The sequence below is a fragment of the Amycolatopsis sp. NPDC049688 genome (assembly GCF_040674975.1).
Taxonomy (GTDB): domain Bacteria; phylum Actinomycetota; class Actinomycetes; order Mycobacteriales; family Pseudonocardiaceae; genus Amycolatopsis.
In genome coordinates, this window is record NZ_JBFANY010000003.1 from 269,096 (window position 1) to 290,440 (window position 21,345).

At 72.1% G+C, this 21,345-nt stretch carries 19 protein-coding genes; 13 read left to right on the forward strand and 6 right to left on the reverse strand.

Annotation, left to right across the window (positions count from 1 at the left end; all coding sequences use genetic code 11):
* Nucleotide 1: 1 nt before the first annotated feature.
* The 5 genes from AB0J55_RS12300 to AB0J55_RS12320 are packed head-to-tail and all read left to right on the forward strand — an operon-like array spanning nucleotide 2 to nucleotide 4,233.
* Nucleotides 2–214, forward strand: a complete 213-nt coding sequence (locus AB0J55_RS12300; protein WP_364246602.1) for an MbtH family NRPS accessory protein — start codon at nucleotides 2–4, stop codon at nucleotides 212–214.
* Nucleotides 215–231: 17 nt separating this feature from the next.
* A complete protein-coding gene (locus AB0J55_RS12305; RefSeq protein ID WP_364246605.1) occupies nucleotides 232–687 on the forward strand; it encodes a cobalamin-dependent protein in 456 nt (151 codons plus the stop codon).
* A complete protein-coding gene (locus tag AB0J55_RS12310) occupies nucleotides 681–1,955 on the forward strand; it encodes a methylaspartate mutase (RefSeq protein WP_364246607.1) in 1,275 nt (424 codons plus the stop codon). The genes AB0J55_RS12305 and AB0J55_RS12310 overlap by 7 nt, the downstream gene beginning before the upstream one ends.
* A complete protein-coding gene (locus AB0J55_RS12315) occupies nucleotides 1,952–2,953 on the forward strand; it encodes an asparagine synthetase A (protein ID WP_364246610.1) in 1,002 nt (333 codons plus the stop codon). Before AB0J55_RS12310 ends, AB0J55_RS12315 begins: the two co-directional genes overlap by 4 nt.
* Nucleotides 2,950–4,233, forward strand: coding sequence for a glutamate synthase-related protein (locus tag AB0J55_RS12320; protein WP_364246612.1), 1,284 nt, complete (start codon nucleotides 2,950–2,952; stop codon nucleotides 4,231–4,233). The genes AB0J55_RS12315 and AB0J55_RS12320 overlap by 4 nt, the downstream gene beginning before the upstream one ends.
* A gap of 22 nt (nucleotides 4,234–4,255) precedes the next feature.
* Here AB0J55_RS12320 and AB0J55_RS12325 read toward each other — a convergent pair whose 3' ends face one another.
* Together AB0J55_RS12325 and AB0J55_RS12330 are read right to left on the reverse strand one after the other, a co-directional pair.
* Nucleotides 4,256–7,312 carry a BTAD domain-containing putative transcriptional regulator gene (locus tag AB0J55_RS12325; protein ID WP_364246614.1) on the reverse strand — a complete coding sequence of 1,019 codons (3,057 nt, stop codon included), beginning with the start codon at nucleotides 7,310–7,312 and terminating at the stop codon, nucleotides 4,256–4,258.
* Between the two features lie 461 nt (nucleotides 7,313–7,773).
* Complete coding sequence (locus AB0J55_RS12330) at nucleotides 7,774–8,652, reverse strand: alpha/beta hydrolase (protein ID WP_364246619.1); 879 nt, start codon at nucleotides 8,650–8,652, stop codon at nucleotides 7,774–7,776.
* A 112-nt stretch (nucleotides 8,653–8,764) separates the two neighbouring features.
* Here AB0J55_RS12330 and AB0J55_RS12335 point away from each other — a divergent pair, with 112 nt between their 5' ends.
* The 4 genes from AB0J55_RS12335 to AB0J55_RS12350 all read left to right on the forward strand — a co-directional run bounded on the left by AB0J55_RS12335 (nucleotide 8,765) and on the right by AB0J55_RS12350 (nucleotide 12,930).
* On the forward strand, nucleotides 8,765–10,684 hold the full coding sequence (locus tag AB0J55_RS12335; protein WP_364246622.1) for an AfsR/SARP family transcriptional regulator: 1,920 nt from the start codon (nucleotides 8,765–8,767) through the stop codon (nucleotides 10,682–10,684).
* Between the two features lie 215 nt (nucleotides 10,685–10,899).
* Nucleotides 10,900–11,313, forward strand: a complete 414-nt coding sequence (locus AB0J55_RS12340; protein WP_364246624.1) for a cysteine/serine endopeptidase inhibitor — start codon at nucleotides 10,900–10,902, stop codon at nucleotides 11,311–11,313.
* A gap of 14 nt (nucleotides 11,314–11,327) precedes the next feature.
* Nucleotides 11,328–12,140: a glycoside hydrolase family protein gene (locus tag AB0J55_RS12345; protein WP_364246626.1), complete on the forward strand. Its 813-nt coding sequence runs from the start codon at nucleotides 11,328–11,330 to the stop codon at nucleotides 12,138–12,140.
* Nucleotides 12,141–12,180: 40 nt separating this feature from the next.
* Nucleotides 12,181–12,930 (forward strand): thaumatin family protein, encoded by a 750-nt coding sequence (locus AB0J55_RS12350; RefSeq protein WP_364246628.1) that lies wholly within the window; start codon nucleotides 12,181–12,183, stop codon nucleotides 12,928–12,930.
* Nucleotides 12,931–12,941: 11 nt separating this feature from the next.
* Here AB0J55_RS12350 and AB0J55_RS12355 read toward each other — a convergent pair whose 3' ends face one another.
* Nucleotides 12,942–13,769 carry an LLM class flavin-dependent oxidoreductase gene (locus tag AB0J55_RS12355; protein ID WP_364246631.1) on the reverse strand — a complete coding sequence of 276 codons (828 nt, stop codon included), beginning with the start codon at nucleotides 13,767–13,769 and terminating at the stop codon, nucleotides 12,942–12,944.
* 173 nt (nucleotides 13,770–13,942) lie between these two features.
* Here AB0J55_RS12355 and AB0J55_RS12360 point away from each other — a divergent pair, with 173 nt between their 5' ends.
* Complete coding sequence (locus tag AB0J55_RS12360; protein ID WP_364246633.1) at nucleotides 13,943–14,503, forward strand: SRPBCC domain-containing protein; 561 nt, start codon at nucleotides 13,943–13,945, stop codon at nucleotides 14,501–14,503.
* Nucleotides 14,504–14,542: 39 nt separating this feature from the next.
* Here the strand turns inward: AB0J55_RS12360 and AB0J55_RS12365 are convergent, their stop codons facing one another.
* Nucleotides 14,543–16,174 carry a glycoside hydrolase family 44 protein gene (locus tag AB0J55_RS12365; RefSeq protein WP_364246636.1) on the reverse strand — a complete coding sequence of 544 codons (1,632 nt, stop codon included), beginning with the start codon at nucleotides 16,172–16,174 and terminating at the stop codon, nucleotides 14,543–14,545.
* 108 nt (nucleotides 16,175–16,282) lie between these two features.
* A complete protein-coding gene (locus AB0J55_RS12370) occupies nucleotides 16,283–16,873 on the reverse strand; it encodes a DM13 domain-containing protein (protein WP_364246639.1) in 591 nt (196 codons plus the stop codon).
* A 517-nt stretch (nucleotides 16,874–17,390) separates the two neighbouring features.
* Here AB0J55_RS12370 and AB0J55_RS12375 point away from each other — a divergent pair.
* Both AB0J55_RS12375 and AB0J55_RS12380 read left to right on the forward strand, forming a co-directional pair.
* The gene (locus AB0J55_RS12375) at nucleotides 17,391–18,131 is read left to right on the forward strand and encodes a hypothetical protein (RefSeq protein WP_364246641.1); all 741 of its coding nucleotides are present in this window, start codon (nucleotides 17,391–17,393) and stop codon (nucleotides 18,129–18,131) included.
* A gap of 88 nt (nucleotides 18,132–18,219) precedes the next feature.
* Complete coding sequence (locus tag AB0J55_RS12380) at nucleotides 18,220–18,786, forward strand: dihydrofolate reductase family protein (RefSeq protein ID WP_364246644.1); 567 nt, start codon at nucleotides 18,220–18,222, stop codon at nucleotides 18,784–18,786.
* A 7-nt stretch (nucleotides 18,787–18,793) separates the two neighbouring features.
* Here the strand turns inward: AB0J55_RS12380 and AB0J55_RS12385 are convergent, their stop codons facing one another.
* Entirely contained in the window at nucleotides 18,794–19,783 is a 990-nt protein-coding gene (locus tag AB0J55_RS12385) for an RNA polymerase subunit sigma-70 (protein WP_364246647.1), read from the reverse strand.
* A 144-nt stretch (nucleotides 19,784–19,927) separates the two neighbouring features.
* Between AB0J55_RS12385 and AB0J55_RS12390 the strand changes: the two genes are divergently transcribed.
* Entirely contained in the window at nucleotides 19,928–21,310 is a 1,383-nt protein-coding gene (locus tag AB0J55_RS12390) for a PHB depolymerase family esterase (protein ID WP_364246649.1), read from the forward strand.
* The last annotated feature ends 35 nt before the right edge of the window (nucleotides 21,311–21,345 follow it).

Below are 21,345 nucleotides of genomic sequence, written 5' to 3' on the forward strand. Positions count from 1 at the left end.
GGTGGACGACGACATCGAGTACCAGGTCCTGGTGAACGACGAGGAGCAGTATTCCCTGTGGCCCGCTTCGCACGAGGTGCCGGCGGGCTGGCGGTTCGCGGGCAAGACGGGCAGCAAGGAGGACTGCATGAGCCACGTCGACGCCGTGTGGACCGACATGCGGCCGCGCAGCCTGCGCGAGCGCATGGACGCACAGCACGGCAACCGTGGCTGACCGACTGGAGGACACCGGTGAACAGCTATCCCGCCACGCGCGCGAACCGGGGGCTGGACGTCGTGGTGAGCGGCACGGCGTCCGACTCGCACACCTGGAACCTCCTGTACCTGCAGCTGTTCCTGACGGAACGGGGGCACCGGGTGGTGAACGTCGGCGCCTGCGTGCCCGACCGGCTCCTGGTCGCCGAATGCCGTCGCCACGGCCCGCAGCTGATCGTGCTGAGCAGTGTCAACGGGCACGGGTTCACCGACGGGGCGCGGGTGATCGGCCCGCTGCGCCGGGTGCCGGAACTCGCCGGGACCGCGATCGTCATCGGCGGCAAGCTCGGCACCGGCGACCAGGACGGCGAACGCGCGATCGGCGAGTTGCTGGCCCTCGGTTTCGACGCCGTCTTCCACCGCCCGGACAGCATGGCGCCGTTCGAAGCGTTCCTCGGCTCGCTGCCCGAACCGGTGACCGTCCCATGCTAGGGCCGGAATCGTTCGGCGGGTTCGTGGCGGAGGCCAGCCGCGCGGGCGAGCTGGTGGTGCAGCCGAGAATGGGTTTCGGTACGCCGGAGCTGATGCGCGCGGGCCTCGTCGCGGTCAAACACGCGGCCGCGACCACCGCCGGGACGATCACCCTGGACAGCTACACGAGGGTGGGCGACCACGCGGCCGCCCGCGCCGCGCTGGACACGGGCGCCGACCTCAACGGATATCCGATCGTCACCCACGACACCGCGACCACCCGGGCGGTGCTGCGGGACGTCCACGACCCGAGTTTCCCGGTGCAGGTGCGCCACGGTGCCGCCGGTCCGGAGGACATCGTCCACGCCCTCGTCCGAGCGGGCCTGTCGGCGACCGAGGGGGGCCCGGTCTCGTACTGCCTGCCCTACAGCCGGATTCCGCTCCGCGAATCGGTGCGCAGCTGGGCGAGGTGCTGCGAGTTCCTCGCCGCCCTGCGCGGACCGGGTGTCGAGCCACACCTGGAGACCTTCGGCGGCTGCCTGATGGGACAGCTCTGCCCGCCGAGCATGCTCGTCGCGCTCAGTGTCCTCGAAGGACTGTTCTTCCGGCAGCACGGCCTTCGCAGCATCTCGCTCAGTTACGCCCAGCAGACCAGCGCCGCCCAGGACCGCGAGGCCCTGGGCGCGCTGGACAAACTGGCCGGGTCCCTGCTGTCCGGCACCGAGTGGCACATCGTGCTCTACACCTACATGGGCGTCCACCCGAAGACGCGCGGCGGGGCGAGGCTGCTGCTGGAGCAGGCCGCCGCACTCGCGGCGAGCACCGGCGCGGCGCGGCTCATCGTGAAGACCGTCTCGGAAGCACACCGCATCCCGACGATCGCCGAAAACGTCGAGGCGCTGGAGGCGGCCGCGACGGCGGCGAGAAGTGCTCCCCGCCCGGAAGCGGGCCGACCGGCCGGCGACACCGAGGTCTACGCGGAAGCACGAGCCCTGCTCGACCGCGTTCTCGATCTGCACGAGGACGTCGGGCGCGCGGTGGTGGCGGCTTTCGAGCGGGGCTTCCTGGACGTTCCGTTCTGCCTGCACCCCGACAACCCGGGGCGGGCCACCAGCTACCTCGGGCCCGGCGGCCGCCTGCACTGGCTCGAGGTCGGTTCCCTCCCCATCGGCCCGCCCGGCCGGGCGGGCCGCCGGCCGCGGATGACGGCCGAGGGCCTGCTGAGTTCGCTGTCCTATCTGGCCCGCACGTTCGACGAAGCCGCACGCGAGGCAGGGAGCCGCCCGTGAACCAGCAGGAGCCCGACACCATGCCGTGCCCGCCGCCGCCCCGGGAGCACCTGACGAACCCGGCCACCCGGTCCGCGCTGCTGGTGCAGCACCACATGCTCGCCGCGGTGCGGCAGCGCATGCACGCCCGGGGTTTCGTCGAGGTGCTGCCCCCGATCATCGGCCCGGTCACGGATCCGGGGGTGCGCGGCTCCAAACAGGTCGACGTCGACTACTACGGTCACCGGTACAAACTCATGACCAGCGCCATCCTCTACAAGCAGGCCTCTCTGCTCGCCTTCGACCGGATCTTCTGCATCGCCCCCAACGTGCGGCTGGAGCCGCCGCAGACCATGCCGACGGGCCGGCACCTCACCGAGTTCCACCAGATCGACGTCGAGATCGCCGACGCCGGCCGCGACGAGGCGATGGCGGTCGCCGAAGACGTGGTCGTCCACGCCGTGCGCCAGGTCGTCGCCGAGCTGCCCGGCGAGCTCGAGGCGCTGGGCCGCGACACCGGCGCGTTCACCGAGACGCTGCAGCAGCGTTTCGACCGGATCACCCACGCCACCGCCGTCGGCGACCTCGCCGCTCTCGGGCACTCGCAGAACCCGGAGGCGGAGATCGACTGGACCGGCGAGGCGATGCTGTCGCACAAAGCCGTCCGGCCGTTCTTCGTCACCGACTACCCCAAGGGCTCACGCGGCTTCTACGATCGGGAAGACCCGGATTCGCCGGGCGTGCTGCGCAACTTCGACCTCATCGCGCCGGAGGGCTACGGCGAGCTGATCAGCGGGAGCGAGCGGGAGTTCGAGTACGCCCGGATCATCGCGCGGATGCGCGAAACCGGCGAAAACCCGGCGAAGTACGGCTGGTACCTGACCATGGTCAGGCAGGGGATCCGGCGAAGCTCCGGTTTCGGCCTCGGTGTGGAGCGGCTGACCCGCTACCTCACCGGTCTGCCGTGCGTGTGGCAGGTCAGCGCCTACCCGAAGGTTCCCGGGGTGGTCTCACCGTGACACCGGTCCACGCACCCGGCTTCCCCGAGCAGGCGGTCCGTGCCCGTGCCCGGGCCGGGGTGGCGGCCGTCTTCCCCGCGGAGCACCTGTACGGCAGCACGATGTTCGGCGCCACGCCACCGGACCGGCCGGGCCTGGACGTCCTGGACCGGATGCGTCTGGTGCCCCCGGTGTTCATGCCGCAACGGCTGGAGAAGCTGATCGACCTCGCCCGTGAGCCGATGCACGGCGACGTCGACCTGGACACGCGGATCGGCGGGTTCCGGTCGGCGCTGCCGGTCTACGTGTCGGCGTTCGGGTCGACGCAGGTCGCGCAGGCCGACCTCGGCATCGCGGTCAGCCGACAGGCGGGTCGTCTCGGCATTCCCCTGGTGATCGGCGAGAACGTCGTCCCGATCGACGGCTACGGCCGCGACGACACCGTCCGGAAGTCGCTGGTCGGCCGGATCCGCGCGTACACCGAGGCGGTGGCCGACGGGGTCGGCGGCGTCACCGTCCAGCAGAGCACCGAAGACGCCGACGCGGAGGTGTGGAACCAGCTCTACAGCGACCCGGCGACCCAGCCGCTGCTGAGCACCGGGCGCCTCGCCCTCGAGCTGAAGGTCGGCCAGGGCGCCAAACCGGGGCTCGGCGGCATGACCCTCCTCGACGCCGACCGCGCGGCACGGGTGGCGGACCGGTACGCCGTCGAGGACCTGTCCGGCCGCGGCAACCGGCTTCGCTGCAGCAGCCCCGGCACCTTCACCGAAGAGATCCTGCGCCACCAGATCCGCCTCATGCGGAACAACTATCCGCAGGCACGCGTCTGGCTGAAGCTCCCGCCGGCGCGGGACGTGCAGGCGGCGGCGATCACCGCGTGGGCCGCGGGTGCGGATGCCGTCACGGTCGACGGCGCCGAAGGGGGCACCGGCTGGGCACCGACTTCGTTCCTGGACCACGTCGGGCTGCCGCTGGCCGAGTGCCTGTACCGGATCGGCCCGCAGCCCTCGTGCCTGCTCGTCAGCGGGCGCATGTGGGAGGGCACGCGCGCGGCGAAGAGCCTCTCGCTCGGCGCCCGGGCCGTCGGGCTCGGCCGGGCCGCGCTGCTGGCCGCCGACGAGGACCCCGCCGCCGGGCTGATCCGGCTCGTCGACTGCCTCGCCCTCGAACTGCGCCTGATCATCAGCGCGCTGGGCAAGTACGCGACGGCGGCGCTCGATGCGGAGGACGTCTGGTGGCCGTCGCCAGGCGTGCACCCCGGTGGTGACCGTCCGGACCCGAACCCGGACCCCGGCGGTTGACCTCCTGGGACGTGCCGCCCGCTCAGCGGTGCCGGCCCGGACGGAGGGACTCCGCGCCGGCCGCTCGCCGGTGGCCGCACCGGGCGTAGGCCGCGTCGACGCGCCGGCGCAGGGCACCGCCGTCCGGCACTTCGAGCCGGGCGTAGAGCTCCTGGGCGCTCCCCCAGTGCTCGATGGCCTCGAGGATGCGATGAGCGCCCTGGTAGACGTCGGCGAGGCCGGCGTGGGCCCGGGCCTGTTCGTACCGGTTGCCGATCTCGACGGCGATGACGAGGGCCTGGCGGTGGTGCTCGGCGGCGGCGCCGGGGTCGCGGCCGAGGTGGTCGGCCTCGCCGAGCCGGTTGAGCGCCTCGGCCTCGAGGTGGCGGTAACCGGCCTGCCGGGCGAGCGCGAGGGCGTGTTCCAGGTGCGCCAGGCCGGCCTCGTGGTGTCCCGTCAACGCGAAGATGACCCCCAGGGCCTGCCGGCACTGGCTCTCCAGGGGCCGGTCGCCGGTCTCTTCCGCGAGCGCGAGGGCCTGCCGCAGCTGCGCCAGGCCTTCTTCGTACTGTCCGGTCTGGGTGAAGACCACGGCGAAGGCCCGGCGGGTGTGCCCTTCGAGCGTCCGGTCGCCGGTCTCCTGCGCGAGAGCGAGGGCCTGTCGCAGGTGTGACGTGGCCTCCTCGTAGCGTCCTGCCCGCCCGTCGATGATGCCGAGGTTGCCGGCCGCGCGTCCCTCGAGACCGGGGTCACCCACCGCCCGGGCGAGGTCGAGAGCGAGCCGCATGAGGGTCACGGCCTTGTCGTAGCGGCCCAGCCACCAGTACACCCCGCCGAGGGTGGTGAGCGTGGTGCCTTCCAGCCCGCGGTCGCCCGTGTCCCTGGCGACGTCGAGCGCGCGCTGGAGGTGGGGCACCGCCTTGTCGCACCGGCCCAGCCACCAGTACACGACCCCCAGGCTGTTCAGCGCGTGCCCTTCGCGGGCGCGGTCGCCGGTGCGCCGGGTGGCGCTGAGGGCGTGGGTGTGCAGGGCCAGCGCGTCCTCGCGGTGGCCGCGGAGGTGGCAGTAGTGGCCGAGGAACATCGACAGCCGGCTCGTGTGCGCGGGCCAGCCGTGACCGGAGGCGTACGTGGCGGCGGCCACCAGGTTGGCCCGCTCCACGTCGAGCCAGGCCATGGCCTGCTCGCGGCCGGACAGGTCCAGGGACACCCGCGTCGGCGGGGCGTTTTCGCCGTGCGGAGCGTCCTGGGGTGCCACCACCCGCACGGCCGTCGAGACCCCGGCCAGGTAGTAGTCGAACAGGCGGCCCAGGGCGGGACGGCTGTCCGGCCCGTCGTGGTCCGCGGCGAGCTGCCGGGCGTAGCTGCGGACCAGGTCGTGGAAGCGGTACCGGCCCGCGGCGGGTTGTTCCAGCAGGTGGACGTCCAGCAGCTGTTCCACCAGCCGGTCCGCTTCCGCCCACGAGGTGTCGCAGAGGGCGGCGACCGCGTTGGTGTCGAAGTCCGGTCCCGGGATCAGGCCGAGCATGCGGAAGCAGCGTTGCTGGTCCGCGGGGAGGTGCCGGTAGGACAGGGTGAACGCGGCGGCCACGCTGCGGTCGCCCACCGAAAGTGCGTGCAGCTCACCGGTGCGGCGGAGCCGTTCGAGCAGGTAGTCGACCGTCCACAGCGGCCGGGAACGCAGCCGGGCCACGGCGATCCGGATGGCCAGGGGCAGGTAGCCGCACAGCCGCACCACCGCGCCGACCGACTCCACCTGCCCCAGCACGCGGCTGTCGCCGAGCACGCGCGAGAACAGCGCTTCCGCCTCCCCCGAGGGGAGCACCTCCAGGGACAGGGAGTGGGCCGGGTCGAGATCGGTCAGCCGGCCCCGGCTCGTCACCAGGACCGCGTTGCCGCCCGTGGCCGGCAGGATCGGGCGGAGCTGAGCCGCGCTGACGGCGTTGTCCAGCACGACCAGCACCCTGCGGCCGGTGAGCTCGGACCGCCACAGGGCGGCCCGCGGTTCGAGGCCGTCCGGGATCGCGTCGGCGGGGACCCCCCGGGCGTGGAGCAGGTCCTGCAGCACGGCGGCCGAGTCCTCCGGGGCGTGTTCCGCCGCGTGACCGTGCAGGTCGACGTACAGGCAGCCGTCCGGATAACGGGGGGCGAGCAGGTGCGCGGCGTGGATCGCCAAGGCCGTCTTGCCCACCCCCGCCATGCCGTCGACCACCGAGATCGCCGGCGCCTGGCGCGTCCGGAGATCGGCTCCCAGCGTGGCGAGGAGGAATCCGGTCTCGGCGTCGCGGCCGGTGAAGTCGCCGATGTCGCGCGGCAGGCAGCAGTAGGGTCCGGGGTGCCGGGGCGCCGGTGGAGCGAGTTTTCCGTCGCCGGCGAGAATCCGCTGTCTCAGCCGCTGGAGCGCCTGCCCCGGCTCGACTCCCAGCTCGGCCGCCAAGCGCTCTCGCGCCTGCCCGAACGCGTCCAGGGCCTCCGCCTGACGTCCGGCGCGGTGGAGCGCGAGCATCCGCTGGGCCCACAGTTCCTCCCTGAGCGGGTATTCGGCAATCAGCCGGGAGAGTTCGGCTATCACCTCGTCGTGCCACCCGAGATCGATCTTGGCTTTCAGGCAGAGGGTGATGAGGTGTAATCGACGCTCTTCCAACCGGGTCACTTCGGCTTGCAACTGGGAACTGACCGACTGGTCCTCCAACGGCCGGCTGCGCCAGAGACCTGTCGCCCGCTCGAAATACCGGACGGCGATCTTGAGATCCCCCTGGCGCAGCGATTGCACCCCGCGATTCGCCAGATCTTCGAAATCGAGCAGGTCCAGTTCGTCCCGGGTGACGACCAATTCGTACCCGCCGCCGCGAGTCACCAGGCGTGAGCCCGCACCACCGGCCGACAACCGCCGGCGCAGCCCGGCGATGTAGGTGCGGATGTTGGACTCCGGCGCCACCGGAGGACTCTCCCAGGCCGCACCGGCGAGGTAGCCGATGCTGGCCACAGCGTTGGGGCGCAGCAGCAGGGCCGCCATCACCGCACGCTGGCGCGGCCCGCCCAGCTTGAGGACAGCCGGCCCGTCCTTGACCTCCAGCGGTCCAAGTACTCTGAATTGCATCGGGTACCCCCGGGGGCGATCTCACGGCACGGAGCCCACCGTAGCCGCCTTCCCTTCGACCGGCACAACGACTCACCTGGTTGGCGGCTTTCTCGCACACGGAGAAGATCTCTTCATGACCAAAGGGTAATTTCCCACGGGTTTCATCGGGCAACTCAGAGTGATATTACTGGGGCATGTGTCACGCCTTGTCCCCCGTATCGAGGACAGCTCCACGCCGGGTTGCCGTCGAACTGGCAACAATCGGATCCCACAGGTGACACGCCGATTCAAGCCATCAATCGGGGAGAATTCGGGAAATCTTCCACCGATGCGATGACGGTTGGTCACCCCCCACCCGCACCATCGCGCCGGCCCCGGACGCCCGTTCCCGGCGGTCGCGGCCGCCGCCACCGTGTCCCGAGTGGACGGATCGCCGGGGGCGCGGCGCGTGGTCCCCCTCCGCCGGGTCTCGATGCCGCTCAGCGGGCCAGCAGGTCCCGGATCGCGGCCGCGATTTCGCCGGGTGCTTCCTCGGCCATGAAGTGCCCGGCCCGGGTCAGCCGGTGGTCCAGGTCGGGCGCCCACGCCTTCCACACGGCGGCGGCGTCGTAGCCCAGCTGCGCGCCCCAGTCCTGCTGGACGACCGTCACCGGCATGGGCAGCTGCGAGCCGGCGTCGAGGTCGGCCTGGTCGTGTTCGACGTCGATGTCCGCCGAGGCGCGGTAGTCGGCGACGATCGACGGCACCGCCGCGGCGCTCGCCCGCAGGTACTCCGCGCGCACGTCGGCCGGGATCGCGGCCGGGTCGCCGGCCCACGCGTCGAGGAACGAGCCGAAGAACGCGTCCGCGCTGGCCCCGATCATCGTCTCGGGCAGGCCCGGGGGCTGGGCCATGAGGAAGAGGTGGTAGCCGACCGCCGCCGGGACGCCGTGCAGGACGTTCCACATGTCGAGCGTCGGCACCACGTCGAGGATGCCGAGGTGGGTGACGGACTCGGGGTGGTCCAGGGCCGCCCGGAAGGCGACCAGGGCCCCCCGGTCGTGGCCGACGAGGGCGAACCGCTCGTGGCCGAGCGCCGACGCGAGCTTCACCACGTCGCCGGCCATGGTCCGCTTGGCGTACACGCTCCGGTCGTCGGCCGCCGGCTTGTCGCTGGCGCCGTAGCCGCGCAGGTCGGGGCAGATCACCGTGTGCTCGCCGGCGAGGCGCTCGGCCACGTGCCGCCACATCAGGTGGGTCTGCGGGAAGCCGTGCAGCAGCACGAGCGGGTCGCCGCTGCCGCCGACGGCGGCCGCCAGTTCGACGCCGTCGGCGCCGGGCAGGCGGAGCTGGTCGAACCCGGGGATGGTGAGTGTCATGGAAGCCGTCTTTCCGCTGGGGTGAACTCGACCCGCTCAGGCTGGACGGCGCCGATCAGCAACCGATCAGCGCAAGCGGCGCGGCCGGTCCCCGACCGGCGATGATGGGGCCATGCGAATCGACGTGCTGGGCGCCGTGCGGGCGCTGCGCGACGACGGGAGCCCGGTGGACCTGGGCGGGCCACGCCATCGCGAAGTACTCGCCCGGCTCGTGGCGGCCGAGGGGCGGATGGTGACCACCGACACGCTCGTCGGCGACTTGTGGACCGATCCGCCCGCCCGCGCCGTGGGCGCGCTGCGCACGTTCGTCGCCGCCCTCCGCCGCGCCCTCGAACCCGCCCGGCCGCCCCGCACCCCGCCGCGGGTGATCGTCACCGAAGGCCCGGGCTACGCGCTGCGCCTGCCGCGCGAGGACGTGGACGTCCACCGGTTCGAGGACGCCCTGGAACGGACCCGGCGGAGTGCCGGCGCCGTGACCGACCTCGGCGCGGCGCTGGCGGCTTGGCGGGGAACCGCCTACGCCGACGTGCCGGACGCCGCGTGGGCCCAGCGCGAGCGGACCCGGCTGGAAGAGCTGCGGCTGACGGCCGTGGAGCTGCGCGCCCGGGTGCTCCTCGACTCGGGGGCGGGCGGCGACCTCGTCGCCGAGCTCGGCGCCCACGTCACGGAACACCCGTGGCGCGAGCCGGCCTGGGGGCTGCTGGCCCGCGCCCTGCACCGCGCCGGACGGCAGGCCGACGCGCTGGCGACCCTCCGCCGTGCTCGCGCGATGCTCGTCGACCAGCTCGGGCTCGACCCCGGGCCCGACCTCCAGCGGCTGGAGAACGAAATACTGACCGGGGCCGGGACCGCGTGGCCGGCCCCCGGTGCCCGGTTCGGCCCGCGCACGACCGTGGACCTGGCCCGCACCCTCGCACTGGCGGGCGGCGACGCCCTCGTCCACTCGCGGCGCGACCGCCTGGCCGCGATCCAGGCCGCCGAACGCACCGGCGACCTCGGGCTGACGGCCCGGATCATCGGCGCCTACGACGTGCCCGCGATCTGGAGCCGGGCCGACGACCTCGGGCAGTCGCGCGCCGTCGTGGCGGCGGCCGAGCGCACGCTCACCGCGCTCGGTTCCGGCAGCCCGCCCGACCTGAGAGCCCGTCTCCTGGCGACCGTCGCCGTCGAGAGCCGCAGCGGCGATCTCACCGCCGCCGAGCGGGAACGCGCGCGGCGAGCCGCGGACGAGGCCGAAGCGCTGGCCCGCGGCGCCGGCGATCCCGCGCTGCTGGCGTTCGCGCTCAACGGGGTGTTCCTGCAGTCCTTCAGCCGCCCCGGGCTGGCGGCCGTCCGGGACCGGGTCGGCGCCGAGATCCTCGACGTGGCGACGCGGCACGAGCTGCCGGCCTTCGCCGTGCTCGGCCGGCTCGCCCGGCTGCAGTCCGCTTCGGCCGCCGGCGATCTCGACACCGCCGCCGAGCACGCCACGGCAGCCGAACAGCTCGCGGCCACCGCCGAGTCACCGCTGGTCACCGTCCTCACCGCCTGGTTCCGGGCCCGGGCGGCGGCCGCCCGCAGCACGGAACCCGGCGGCCCGGCCCCCGCCACGGCCGCCGCGCAGTACCGCGCCGCCGAGGACGCCCTCCGGACGGCGGGGATGCCGGGACTGCACCGCGGCCTGTTTCCCTTGGCGCTGCTGGGATTGCGCCTGCTGCACGACCGGCCCGCGCCCACCGGGCCGCACCTGGACTGGGGGCCGTACCGCCCGTGGACCCAGCCCCACGTGCTGCTCGCGCAGGGGGAACGGGAGGCGGCCCGTGCCGCCCTCGTGGCGGCGCCCGAACCCCCGCGCGACCACCTGCAGGAGGCGATGTGGTGCCTGGCCGCCCACGCCGCGGTCCGGCTCGGCGAGCGCGGGATCGCGGCCGCCGCCGCGGAGAGCCTGCGCGACGCCGCGGGTGAACACGCCGGCGCGGCGAGCGGGATGCTGACCTTGGGGCCGGTGGCGCGGTACCTGACCGAAGCCGAGGCCTGCGCCGGCGCGGGGTGAGCGTCCGCAGTCGCGGCTTGCGCGGGCAACCCCCGGCCGGCCGACGTTTTCCGAAATACCCGAAGCGCTATTCAATAGATTCCGAAATGAACGCCCATGCGCCCGTTGTCAACGTTGACAACGAATGTCGTCCGGACAATTCTCTGTCATAGCGAACTATTGCGCGGCGCAGTAGCATCCGGCGCGAAACCCATTCGCAAGGGAAAGGACGGAATATGGGCAAGACCACCAAGTCGCTCGCCGCGCTGGCCGCTGCCGCCGCGCTTCCCCTGACGATGAGCGGTACGGCGTGGGCCGACATCCCCTTCGACCAGCCGGTCAACGGGCGCGCCACCTACTACAACGACGCCGGCTTCGGCGCCTGCGGCACGCAGATCGACGCCGCCACCCAAATGCTCGTCGCGGCGCCGGCCGCGTACTGGACCACGGCCAACCCGAACAACGACCCGCTGTGCCAGGGCGTTTCCGTCCGGGTCTCCTACAACGGCCGGACCATTACCGTCCCCGTGGCCGACAAGTGCCCGAGCTGCGACAGCGCGCACATCGACCTGAGCGCACCGGCGTTCGCCCAGCTCGCCGACCCCGCCCTGGGCAACATTCCGGTGACCTGGTCGTTCGTCCGCTCGTGACCCGGAGAACCGGCATGAACCAGCTCAGGAAATTCCTGCTCATGGTGACCGTCGCCGCCGCCGTCATCGCCGGCGGGCCGACGGCCCCGGCGACCGCGGCAGGCACCAAGAAAGGCGTCAGCGCGGCCGCCTTTTCCGGCGTCACCACCGCACTCGCCGACGTCGGCGCCCGGTGGTTCTACACCTGGGCCGCGGACCCCCAGGGCATCACCGCACCGGCCGGCACGGAGTTCGTCCCGATGATCTGGGGCCGCGGCTCCGTCACCCCGGCACAGTTGCAGCAGGCGAAGGCGTCCGGGAGCACGCTGCTCGCGTTCAACGAACCCGACCTGGCCGGCCAAGCCGAGATGCCGGTCGAGACCGCGCTCGACCTCTGGCCGCAGCTGCAGGCGACGGGCCTGCGGCTGGGCGCGCCGGCCGTGGCCTACGGCGGAGACACCCCCGGCGGCTGGCTCGACCGGTTCATGAGCGGCGCGGCGGCGCGCGGCTACCGCGTCGACTTCATCCCGCTGCACTGGTACGGCGGCGACTTCTCGACCGCCGCCACCGGGCAGCTGCAGTCGTACCTGCAAGCGGTGTACAACCGCTACCACCGGCCGATCTGGGTCACCGAGTACGCGCTGATCGACTTCTCCGGCCCCACCCCGCGCTATCCGTCGGCGGCCGAGCAGGCCGACTTCGTCAGCCGGTCCACGGCGATGCTGAACGGGTTGCCGTTCGTCGAGCGCTACGCCTGGTTCTCGCTGTCGACGTCGACCACCCCGACCGGCCTCTACACGGGAACCACCCCCAACGCCAGCGGCGCCGCCTACCGGGCCGCCGGCTGATCCCCCACCCGCACCGGAACCGAACGGAGGTCCACACCGGATGTTCAAGCGGCTCTTCGCCTCGGCCGCGGCCATCGTCGTCGCCCTGACCGTCAGTGCGCCGGCGAGCCCGGCCACCGCGGCGGCCAACCACACGGTGACGTTCGTCAACCACACCGGCCAGACCATCTGGCTGGGCAGCACCGTCAACGCCGACGGATCGGCCAACTTCGCGAGCCTGCCGACGCTGGCCGACGGGCAGTCGGCGACCGTCACGGTCCCCGAAGCGTCCGCGCCCGGCCACTGGCGGGGCAAGTTCTTCGCCCGCCAGGGATGCACGGGCACGTCGGGCCGGGACTTCCACTGCCTGGTCGGCGACTGCGGCGGGTACGCCGACCACTGCACGACCGGCGAACAGCCGGCCAGCCTGGCCGAGTTCAACTTCGACACCGCCGACGGGCTCGCCCCGTGGTACGACGTCAGCTACGTCAACGCGTTCTCCGTCCCGATCACGATCGAGCCGGTCAACGCGGCGGTACCGCCGGGTTCGGCGTCGTGCGGCACCGCGGGCTGCCCGGAGAACCTGCTGTCCTACTGCCCGGCCGCGAACCGGCAGTACTCCCCGTCCGGCACCCTGATCAACTGCGTCAACCCGAACCGCGACGCGCCCACGAGCTACAGCGACGCGATCAAGTCGCACTGCCCCAAGGCGTACGCGTGGTCCAAACAGGACACCGAGCCGGGCAACCAGACGGTGTACCAGTGCGCCTCCTGCACCGGCTTCACGGTCACCTTCCACCGCGGTTCGTAGCAGCGACGCGGTTACCGTCCAGCCAGCTCGGCGACAACCGGTGCGAGAGCACCGGCGGCGTCGGCGCCGACCACGAAGTAGGAGAACCCGATCTCCTCCCGCCGCCGTCGGATCTCCTCGGCCGCGGCCGAAGGATCGCCGGGCAGGAACGCCAGTGAGTCGGCGGCCCGGACGGCGGCGGGGTCGGTGCCGGGTCCGGCCATGAACGCGGCGACCGAGTCGCCGACCACCGGCACGTGCAACGCCAGTTCCGCACCGCGGCGGTTGTCGAACTGGGCTACCCGTTGCCTCGTCTCGGCTCGCGTCTCGATCTGCGGCATCACGAAGGTGACCGTGTCGGCGAGTTCCGCGGCGAGCGCTTCCGCCTTCGGGCCGCCCACGGCCATGGCCACCGGCGTGTGCCGGTCCGGGCCGTCGAGATCACGCAGGGCCGCGACCACGTCCCGCACCTGGCTCAGCCGCCGGCCGGCCGGGGTGGCCGGCAGGCCCAGCTCACGGAGCTGGCCGGCGATCCCGGGCCGGCCGGTGCCGATGCCCATCTCGAACCGGCCTTCGGTGAGCACGGACAGCGAGTGGGCCTCCCACGCGGTGATCCACGCAGGCCGGATCGGAGACGCGTACACCCAGGTGCCCACGCGCAGGCCGGTGATCGTCGCCGCCACCGCGAGCGCCGGGCCCGGTGCCGGCTGCCACTGCGGCACGTCGGGCAGCAAGATCGTCGAGTAACCGCTGCCGGCCAGGCCCCGCAGCTGATCACGCCAGGCCGGCAGGTCACCGGTGATCGGCGCAACGACCCCGAACCGCAACGGCCTGACCTCGCCTGCCGAGTGACCCGTCATGGTGAACCCCTTCCCCGGTGGCCCGGCCTGGTGCCGGGCACACCTCTTCCACGAACGAGCCACGGGGAATCCGACACAACACGGCCGGGCTGGCGGGAAAAGGCGGTAATCTGCCATGCCGGCCGTTTCGCGAAGTACCCGGCCGTTGCGCTGACTGGTTCAGGAGGCGAGCCATGACCGGAGCGGAAGAGTTTCCCAGAACGAGCCTCAGCTTCACGATCTACCTGCGCGCGGCACCTCTGCGGGTGTGGCAGGCACTGATTGCCCCCGATCTGGTGCCGCTGTGGCGCTTCGGCATGTCGCTGCGGTCCGACTGGCAGCCGTGTTCCGTCGTGCGGAGCACGAACCCGCACGGCACGGGTGTCGTCCACACCGTGATCCCGCCCTACCTCCTGACCTACAGCTGGAGCAGGGCCGGTGACCTCGAAAGCGGCGGCGAACACCTGTCCACGGTCTCCTTCGAGCTCGAGCCCCTCGGCGAGACCACGCAACTGACGGTACGGACCCGCCAATTCGACCAGTCCGGCACCTTCATCGACCTCGCCCAGCCCGAATGGCCGATGATGCTCTCCAGCCTCAAAAGCCTGCTGGAAACCGGCCGGCCCTTGCGGTACTCGCCCGCACCGGGAGACCCTCCGCCAGGAGATCACGCGCCGGCGGGGCTTCCCTCGCCTCGCTCGGCGTGGGCCGCCAAACTGACCAGGAAGTGGTGGCACCGCCCGGAATCCGGGTGATCGATCCGGCCCGGCGACGTCGGCCCGCGAAGCCGATGCTCAGCCCCGTTGCGGCAGGACCAGCAGGGTGATGGAGTTCGCCGGGTACGTCGAGGTCACGCGGCCGCGGTTCACCGGCAGGTCGGCTCCTCGCGCGATCGAGGCGAGGTCGGCCGGGCCGTAGGTGAACCGCTGCGCCTTGCCGCTGCCCGACCCGGCGATCGACAGCGGGGCGGTGAGGTCGGCGCCGGTCTTGTTGATCACCATCAGGGTGAGGGCGCCGTCGCAGCGGCGTTGCGCACCGTAGATCGCGAGCTGTCCCTGGTCGGTGCTGGCCGCCGAGACGCTCACGTCGCCGAACTTGCTTCCGGCGCCGTCGTAGTTGCGGTACATGCGGAACGCGTAGGCGGCGGGGTCGGCCGGTTTCGGTTCGCCCCAGATGGTGGCCAGGTCGAGGCCCTCGCGGCCGAAGATGCCGAGGACGTCGGCTTCCGCCAGCGCGCCGTTGATGTCGTCCAGGGCGCCCCAGTTGTACTCGGTGATGGCGGTCTTGGTGCCCGGGTTGTATTGGGCGACCCACTGTTTCATCGTGCGGATGAACTGGAGCGGCGGCGCGTTGACCCCGCTCGGGCCGATCCAGGATTCCTCGACGTAGGACGGGTCCCACAGCGAACGCGTCGACCGCAGCCGCCACGCGTTGGCCTCGGGCGTCTTGTCGCCGCTGATCTGCGGGTAGTAGTGCTGGTCGAAGTAGTCGAGCAGCCGTTTGCCGGCGGCGTTGCCCGCGTCCTTCATGTTCTTCAGGAACCACTGGGACAGGTTGAGCCCGCCGTGGGCCGCGGCGTCCGCGCCCGGCGCGCAGCCGTCCAACCCGGAGGCGACCCACTCGCAGTACCCCCAGCCCGACGGGCCGAGCACGGCCGCCCGCGGATCGGCCGCCTTGATCGCCTTGGCCGTCGCCGTGCTCTTGGTGCCCAGCTCGTCGTCGCTCACCGGGCCGGGGTGGACGTCGCGGTGGGTGGAGCTCCACAGCACCGGTTCGTTGTCCAGTTCGTAGATCGGGACGCCGCCGCGCGCCGCCGGGCCGAACCGGCTGACCAGGTGTGACACCTCCGCGCCCGCGAAGGACGCGTCCGCGGGGATCGACGTGTCGGCAGGGTCGGCGCCGGTCAGCTCCGTGTTGTTCTGCCGTCCGTTGCCGCAGTTGGCGTCCCACTGGTCGAACGAGTCCTGCACAGGAAAGCGGGTGGCGGGGAAACCGCAGGCGTGCGGCGACGCCGGCGAGTCCTTCGCCACCCACCCGGACATCGGCAGGGTGACGACCTGCTTGATCCCGCGGTCCCGATTGCGCTGGACGTAGGCCTCGAGGGTGTTGTCCGGGCCGGCCACGATGTTCTCGAAGTACCAGTCGCTGCCGGTGTTGTAGGTGTGGTTCTCGAAGTTGTAGCGGCTGCTGGCGTTGCCGCCCCAGCGCGAGACCGGGGTGCCGAGTTCGGCGACGAGCGCGGGATCGCCGCCGTTCATCCCGTAGATGTCGGGACTGATGGCGTGCCGCGCCGCGAACAGGTCCACCGACAGGCTGAGCTCGGCGGCGGAAGCCGGTGGTACCGCAACGAGTTGCGCGCCCAGCAACGCGGCCAGGACACCACCCACGGTGTGCGGGCGCAGGTGACGTCGTCGCTGATCGGCCATCGGATTCTCCTGCCGTTTCTGGGAGCGCTCCCACAGCCTAGCGCCCGACCTCCGCCCGTCAATCGGTCGATCGGACGCGCTACCGGGCGACGGACGAGCGCGGGGCCATCAGGTGGCCGTGCGGGTCAGCTCCGCCGCGCCGAACGACACATCGAAGCGGTCGCACCACAGGCTCACGCTCGTGTAGCCGGCCAGCTCGGTGCCCGCGGGAAGCTCGTAGTTCTGGTTTCCCTTGTTGCCCTTGAGCCGGCCCGCGTCGAGGTGCTTGCCGTCGTCGAAGACGCCCCAGCCATCCTTGCCCGGTTTCACCGGCGCGTCGGTGAGCCACACGTGCACGTCGGGGCCGCTGCTGGTGGCGAGGTTCTCCAGGCGCAGCACCAGCGATCCACCGGGGCCGCGCAGGACCCGGACCGTGCCGGTGGTGCGGTGCTCGTGGCTGATCAGGGTGCCGGTCGCCACTTCGGCCGGCTCGGCTTGCTCGGCCGGCTCGGCCTGTTCGACCGGCGACGGGGCCGTGGACACCGGCTGGGCCACCGAAGACGCCGGGGCGGGAGCGGCCGGGAGGCTTTCGTTCACGGTCTCGTCCACCCAGAGCTGCCACGGCTGGAACCAGTACAGGCCCGCCGCGACCGCGATCAGGCTCGCCACCAGCACGCCGGCGAACCAGGGGCGGCCGAGCAGGCGTCGCGCGCGGTTCATGTCGTTCTCCTTCGTCGTCCGCCGTATTCAACCGGGCAAACCGCCCGGCCGGGCCCAGCCACCGCTTACCGATCCCTTACCGGCCGCAGCAGGCGCTCGTACCCGGCGAAGGCTCCTCCGGGCGAGGCCGGCGTGACCAGCCGGGTCGCCGAGCACGTAGGCGCCGGCCTACTGTCCCGGCGGTTCGGCTCGGTTCGGCATGCACGAATACCGCTCGAAAAACCGGTGAAATTGAAGACCCGGCTGTCCATGCGCGCGTACCCGCATCCCTTCCGGCCCGGGCGGGCCGGCACGAAACTGGAGGGTATGGACGCCAGGGCGGTCGCGCAGGGAGAGGATTCCAGGGAAACTCGCCGGGAAAACACGAAAGCGCCGCAGCCTGTTTTTGGTGCGTCGCGCTTGCTGACGCTCCAGCGCACAGCGGGAAACCACGCGACGGCGGCACTCGTGGCGGCCAAGTCAGTGCAACGAGACGAAGTGACGTTCGAACTCGAACAGGTCACCCCGGCACACCGACGTGGACTTCGGGGCCGCCGCAGCGAATGCGTCCGATTCCGCGATCTACCCGGACCGGATCGAGGCGATGCGGGCCATCCCGGCGGGACCGCCCGCACCGGGACAGGGCTCACCCGTGGCCTTCTACCACGGGGCGGGCGGAGCCGTCGTGGCCCCGACGACCTTTTCCCCGGCCACCACGCCTCGCTTCGCAGAATGCGCCCTGCGCGCCCGCCGTGAGCTGGCCGAGCAGGTGCAGCACGAGCTGGCGGTGCTGGCCGTCACCCTGGTGGCGGGCCTGGCGCTGAGGGCATTGCTCAACCGCGTCGCCCGGATCGGCGGTGGCGACCCGGTCCCACCCCGGCCGCCGGTGCTGGCGGAGTCCGGTGAGGCGTTCGGCGCGCGCATGGCCAGGGAGATGTCCGCAGGGGGATTCCGCGGCAACCCGTACCGCGAGTTCATCCGGAGGATGAACGCCTTGCCCCGGCGTCTGCCACCGCAAGAAGCCGCCGACGCGATCAGAGTGGCCACGCGGGAGTTCACGGGGGGAACGCAGGGAACCATGCCGCCGGTTCAGATCGGCGACACCCTCGTGGTGCCGTCGCGTGCGCCGATCCCCAACGCCCCCGTAATGGGCATCAGAGCCGACGGAACCGTGGTGATGGGACGGGCACCGCGGATCGAGATCGTCACCCGCACGCCCGAGGGTGCTCCCCTCCTGCCGCCCCAGGCGAAAATCCACGGCGACATCACGTGGGAATGATCCGGGCGACCGGATCGGCTCGCACCGATGAGGTTTCCGCGCCCCACCCGTCTGTACGGGGGAAATCGACTCACGAGAGGCCGGCACGATGCGGAAACTGATCTTCGGCATGAACCTGACCCTGGACGGCTACATCGCCGCGCCCGGTGATGACATCGGCTGGAGCGAGCCGAGCGGCGAACTGTTCGAGTGGTGGCTCGGCCACGAGCGGGCGAGCGCGCTGACGCTGTACGGGCGCAAGCTGTGGGAGACGATGAGCTCCTACTGGCCGACCGGCGACCAGCAGCCCGGGGCCACCCCGGCGCAGGCCGAGTTCGCGCGGAACTGGCGGGACACGCCGAAGGTGGTGTTCTCCGCCACGATCGGCCAGGTCGTGGCGGAGAACACCCGCCTGGTCACCGGCGACGCGGTCGCCGAAATCACCCGGCTCAAGGCCGGGGACGGCGGCCCGATGACCATCGGCGGCGCCACGCTCGCCGGGGCGGCCGTGCGGGCCGGGCTGGTCGACGAGTACGCCGTGGCCACCCACCCGGTGCTGGTGGGTGGCGGCACGCCGTTCTTCACCGCGCTGGACAGCCGGGTGAACCTGAACCTCGTGGAGACGCGGACGTTCCCCGGCGGCGTGGTGCTGACCCGGTACGAGACGAGGCGCTGAGCACGGGTCACAGGGCCGCGGGCAGGCCCAGCCAGGGTTTGCCCGCGGCGTCGAACCCGGTGAGCTCGGCGATCTTCCCGCCGTCGACGTGCAGGACCGCGACGGCGAACAGCCGGTGCTCCGGGTCGCCGGGGGTGCGGAGGTACAGCCCGGCGGCGGGCATCCGGTTGACCGTCGTGACGACACCGCGCCAGTCGTCGTGGCCGCGCCGGAAGAGCCCGCCGGAGACCCAGCCGTCCACCGCGTCACCGGCCGTCGTGGTCACGGTGGTCTGCCCGGGCAGCATCGCGAAGCGCAGGTCGTCGCGCAGCAAGGCGGTCAGCCCGTCGAGGTCGTTGCGCTCGTGGGCGTCGATGTAGGCCTGCACGACGCCGCGCTCCTCCTTCGACAGCTCGTGGACGGCGGGGCTGCGCCAGTCGAGCCGGCGGCCGGGCAGCTGCGCGCGCATCGTCACGCGCGCCCGCTGCAGGGCGCTGGTCACCGAGGAGACGGTCAGCTCGAGCGCGCCGGCGGCCGTCGACGCGGGCCAGCCGAGGATGTCACGCAGGATGAACGCGGCCCGCTGCCGCGGCGGCAGGTGCTGGACGGCGACGATGAACGCCAGCTCGATCGTCTCCCGCGCCACCACCGATTCCTGCGGGTCCTCGGGCAGCATCCGGTCGGGGTACGGCTGCAGGTACCGCACCTCCGCGCCCGGCAGGGGCGTACGGTCGTCGCGCCGGTCGAGGAAGTCGAGGCAGGCGTTCGTCGCGATCCGGTGCAGCCAGGTCCGCAGGGCCGCGTGGCCCCGGAACGACTCCCGCTTGTGCCACGCTCGCAGGAACGTCTCCTGGGTCAGGTCCTGGGCGTCCTCGTAGTTCGCGAGCATCCGGTAGCAGTGCACCTGCAGCTCACGCCGGTAACGCTCCGTGATGAGCGCGAACTGTGCCGTGTCGCCCGAACGGGCCGCGGCGATGAACGTGGCCTCGTCGGCGCCCAGCGGTCTGGCGTGGGTCATGGTCGTCGATCCTTCCACCGGTTCCAGGGTCTCCCGGAACCGACGGGATGGCGCCGGATTTCTGATCGGTCGGGCGTCCGCCTGACAGTCGGAGTGCCGGGGCCGGCGGCGATACGCTATGCCTTCCCGGACAAAGGAGTTCGCATGGTGAAAGCGTTCAGCCGCCGTACCGCGCTGGCCGCCGGAGCGGGTGTCACCGCCGGCCTTGCGCTGCCCGGCGTCGCCCAGGCCGCCCAGCCCGGCGCGGTGACTTTCACCCTCGGCGCCGAAACGCTCGACGGCGGCGAACAAGTCACCTCGATCACCGTCGGGACGGCCCGGATCGGGCCGATCGACCCGGCGAGCCTGACCCCCGCGACGTTCAGCGTGCACGCGCGGGCGAGCAGCCCGATCGGCACCGGCGGCCAGGACATCGGCTACGACCTCGACCGGCCCGTCACCGCCGCCCGGCTCGACCGCCACGGCAATGTCGTGCTCGAGCTGAGCCACGCCGAAGGCCAGGCCGGCGGCGGCACCCTCGGCTACCTCGACGGCAAGGCCCGCAACGTCCGGCTCGACCTGGTCTACACCATCAAGCAGAACTCCCCGGTCCGCCTGCGCCACGGCCGTTCCGTCACCCTCACCGCGTTCACCCAAGGGCGCCTGCTCAACCCCGAAGCCGATGCTTTCACCCACCACACCTCACGTTCGGGGATGAAGTACCGGCTGTACTCCCCGGCGTCACACGGCGACCGGCGTCCCCTGATCGTCTGGCTCCACGGCGGTGGTGAAGGCGCTTCCCTGCCCGACGGCTACTACGACAACGAAACGACGCTGCGCGCCAACCGGGGCGCGCTGGGCTTCGCCACCCGGGAAGCGCAATCGATCTTCGGCGGCGCCCACGTCGTCGCCCCGCAGTGCACGTCCGCCTGGATGGACGACGGTCCCCGGTTCGCCCCGCTCATCCACGAGATCATCCGCGACGTGAGCCGCACGCGCCCGGTCGACCTCAGGCGCGTTCTCGTCGCCGGCTGCAGCAACGGCGGCTACATGAGCCTGAAGATGACCACCGTGTACCCCCGGACGTTCGCCGCGTCGGTGCCGGTCTGCGGCGTCGTCGCGGCCAGGAAGGCGGGCGACCCGCCGCTGGTCCCGGACGCCGAACTGGCCGCGATCGGCACCCCCCACGTGGCTGGTCGCTTCGCTGGACGACGACACGGTGGACCCGCAGGCCAACACCGTCCACGCGCACGACCTCATCCCCCGCTCGACCGTCACGCTCTACGACCAGGTCGTCCGGAACGGCCACCGGTTCCCGGGCCACTGGTCGTGGATCTACGTGGCCCGCAACGACCCGAGCGCCGGCGGTACCCACCTCTGGCAGTGGATGGCCGGCCGGCGCCGGTGAAGCCGGGCGTCACGACAGTAACGCGGCTCTCCGGCACGGCACCGTCCACATCGGACATTCCGGCTGCGCGGCCGGCCCGTCTCGGGCCGCCGGCGCCGGACGGAGAACTCCCGCGAAGAAGTTCGGGATCGATTCAGTGATTTCTGCTAGCCTCGCGGTGTCTCGCGGCTCACCG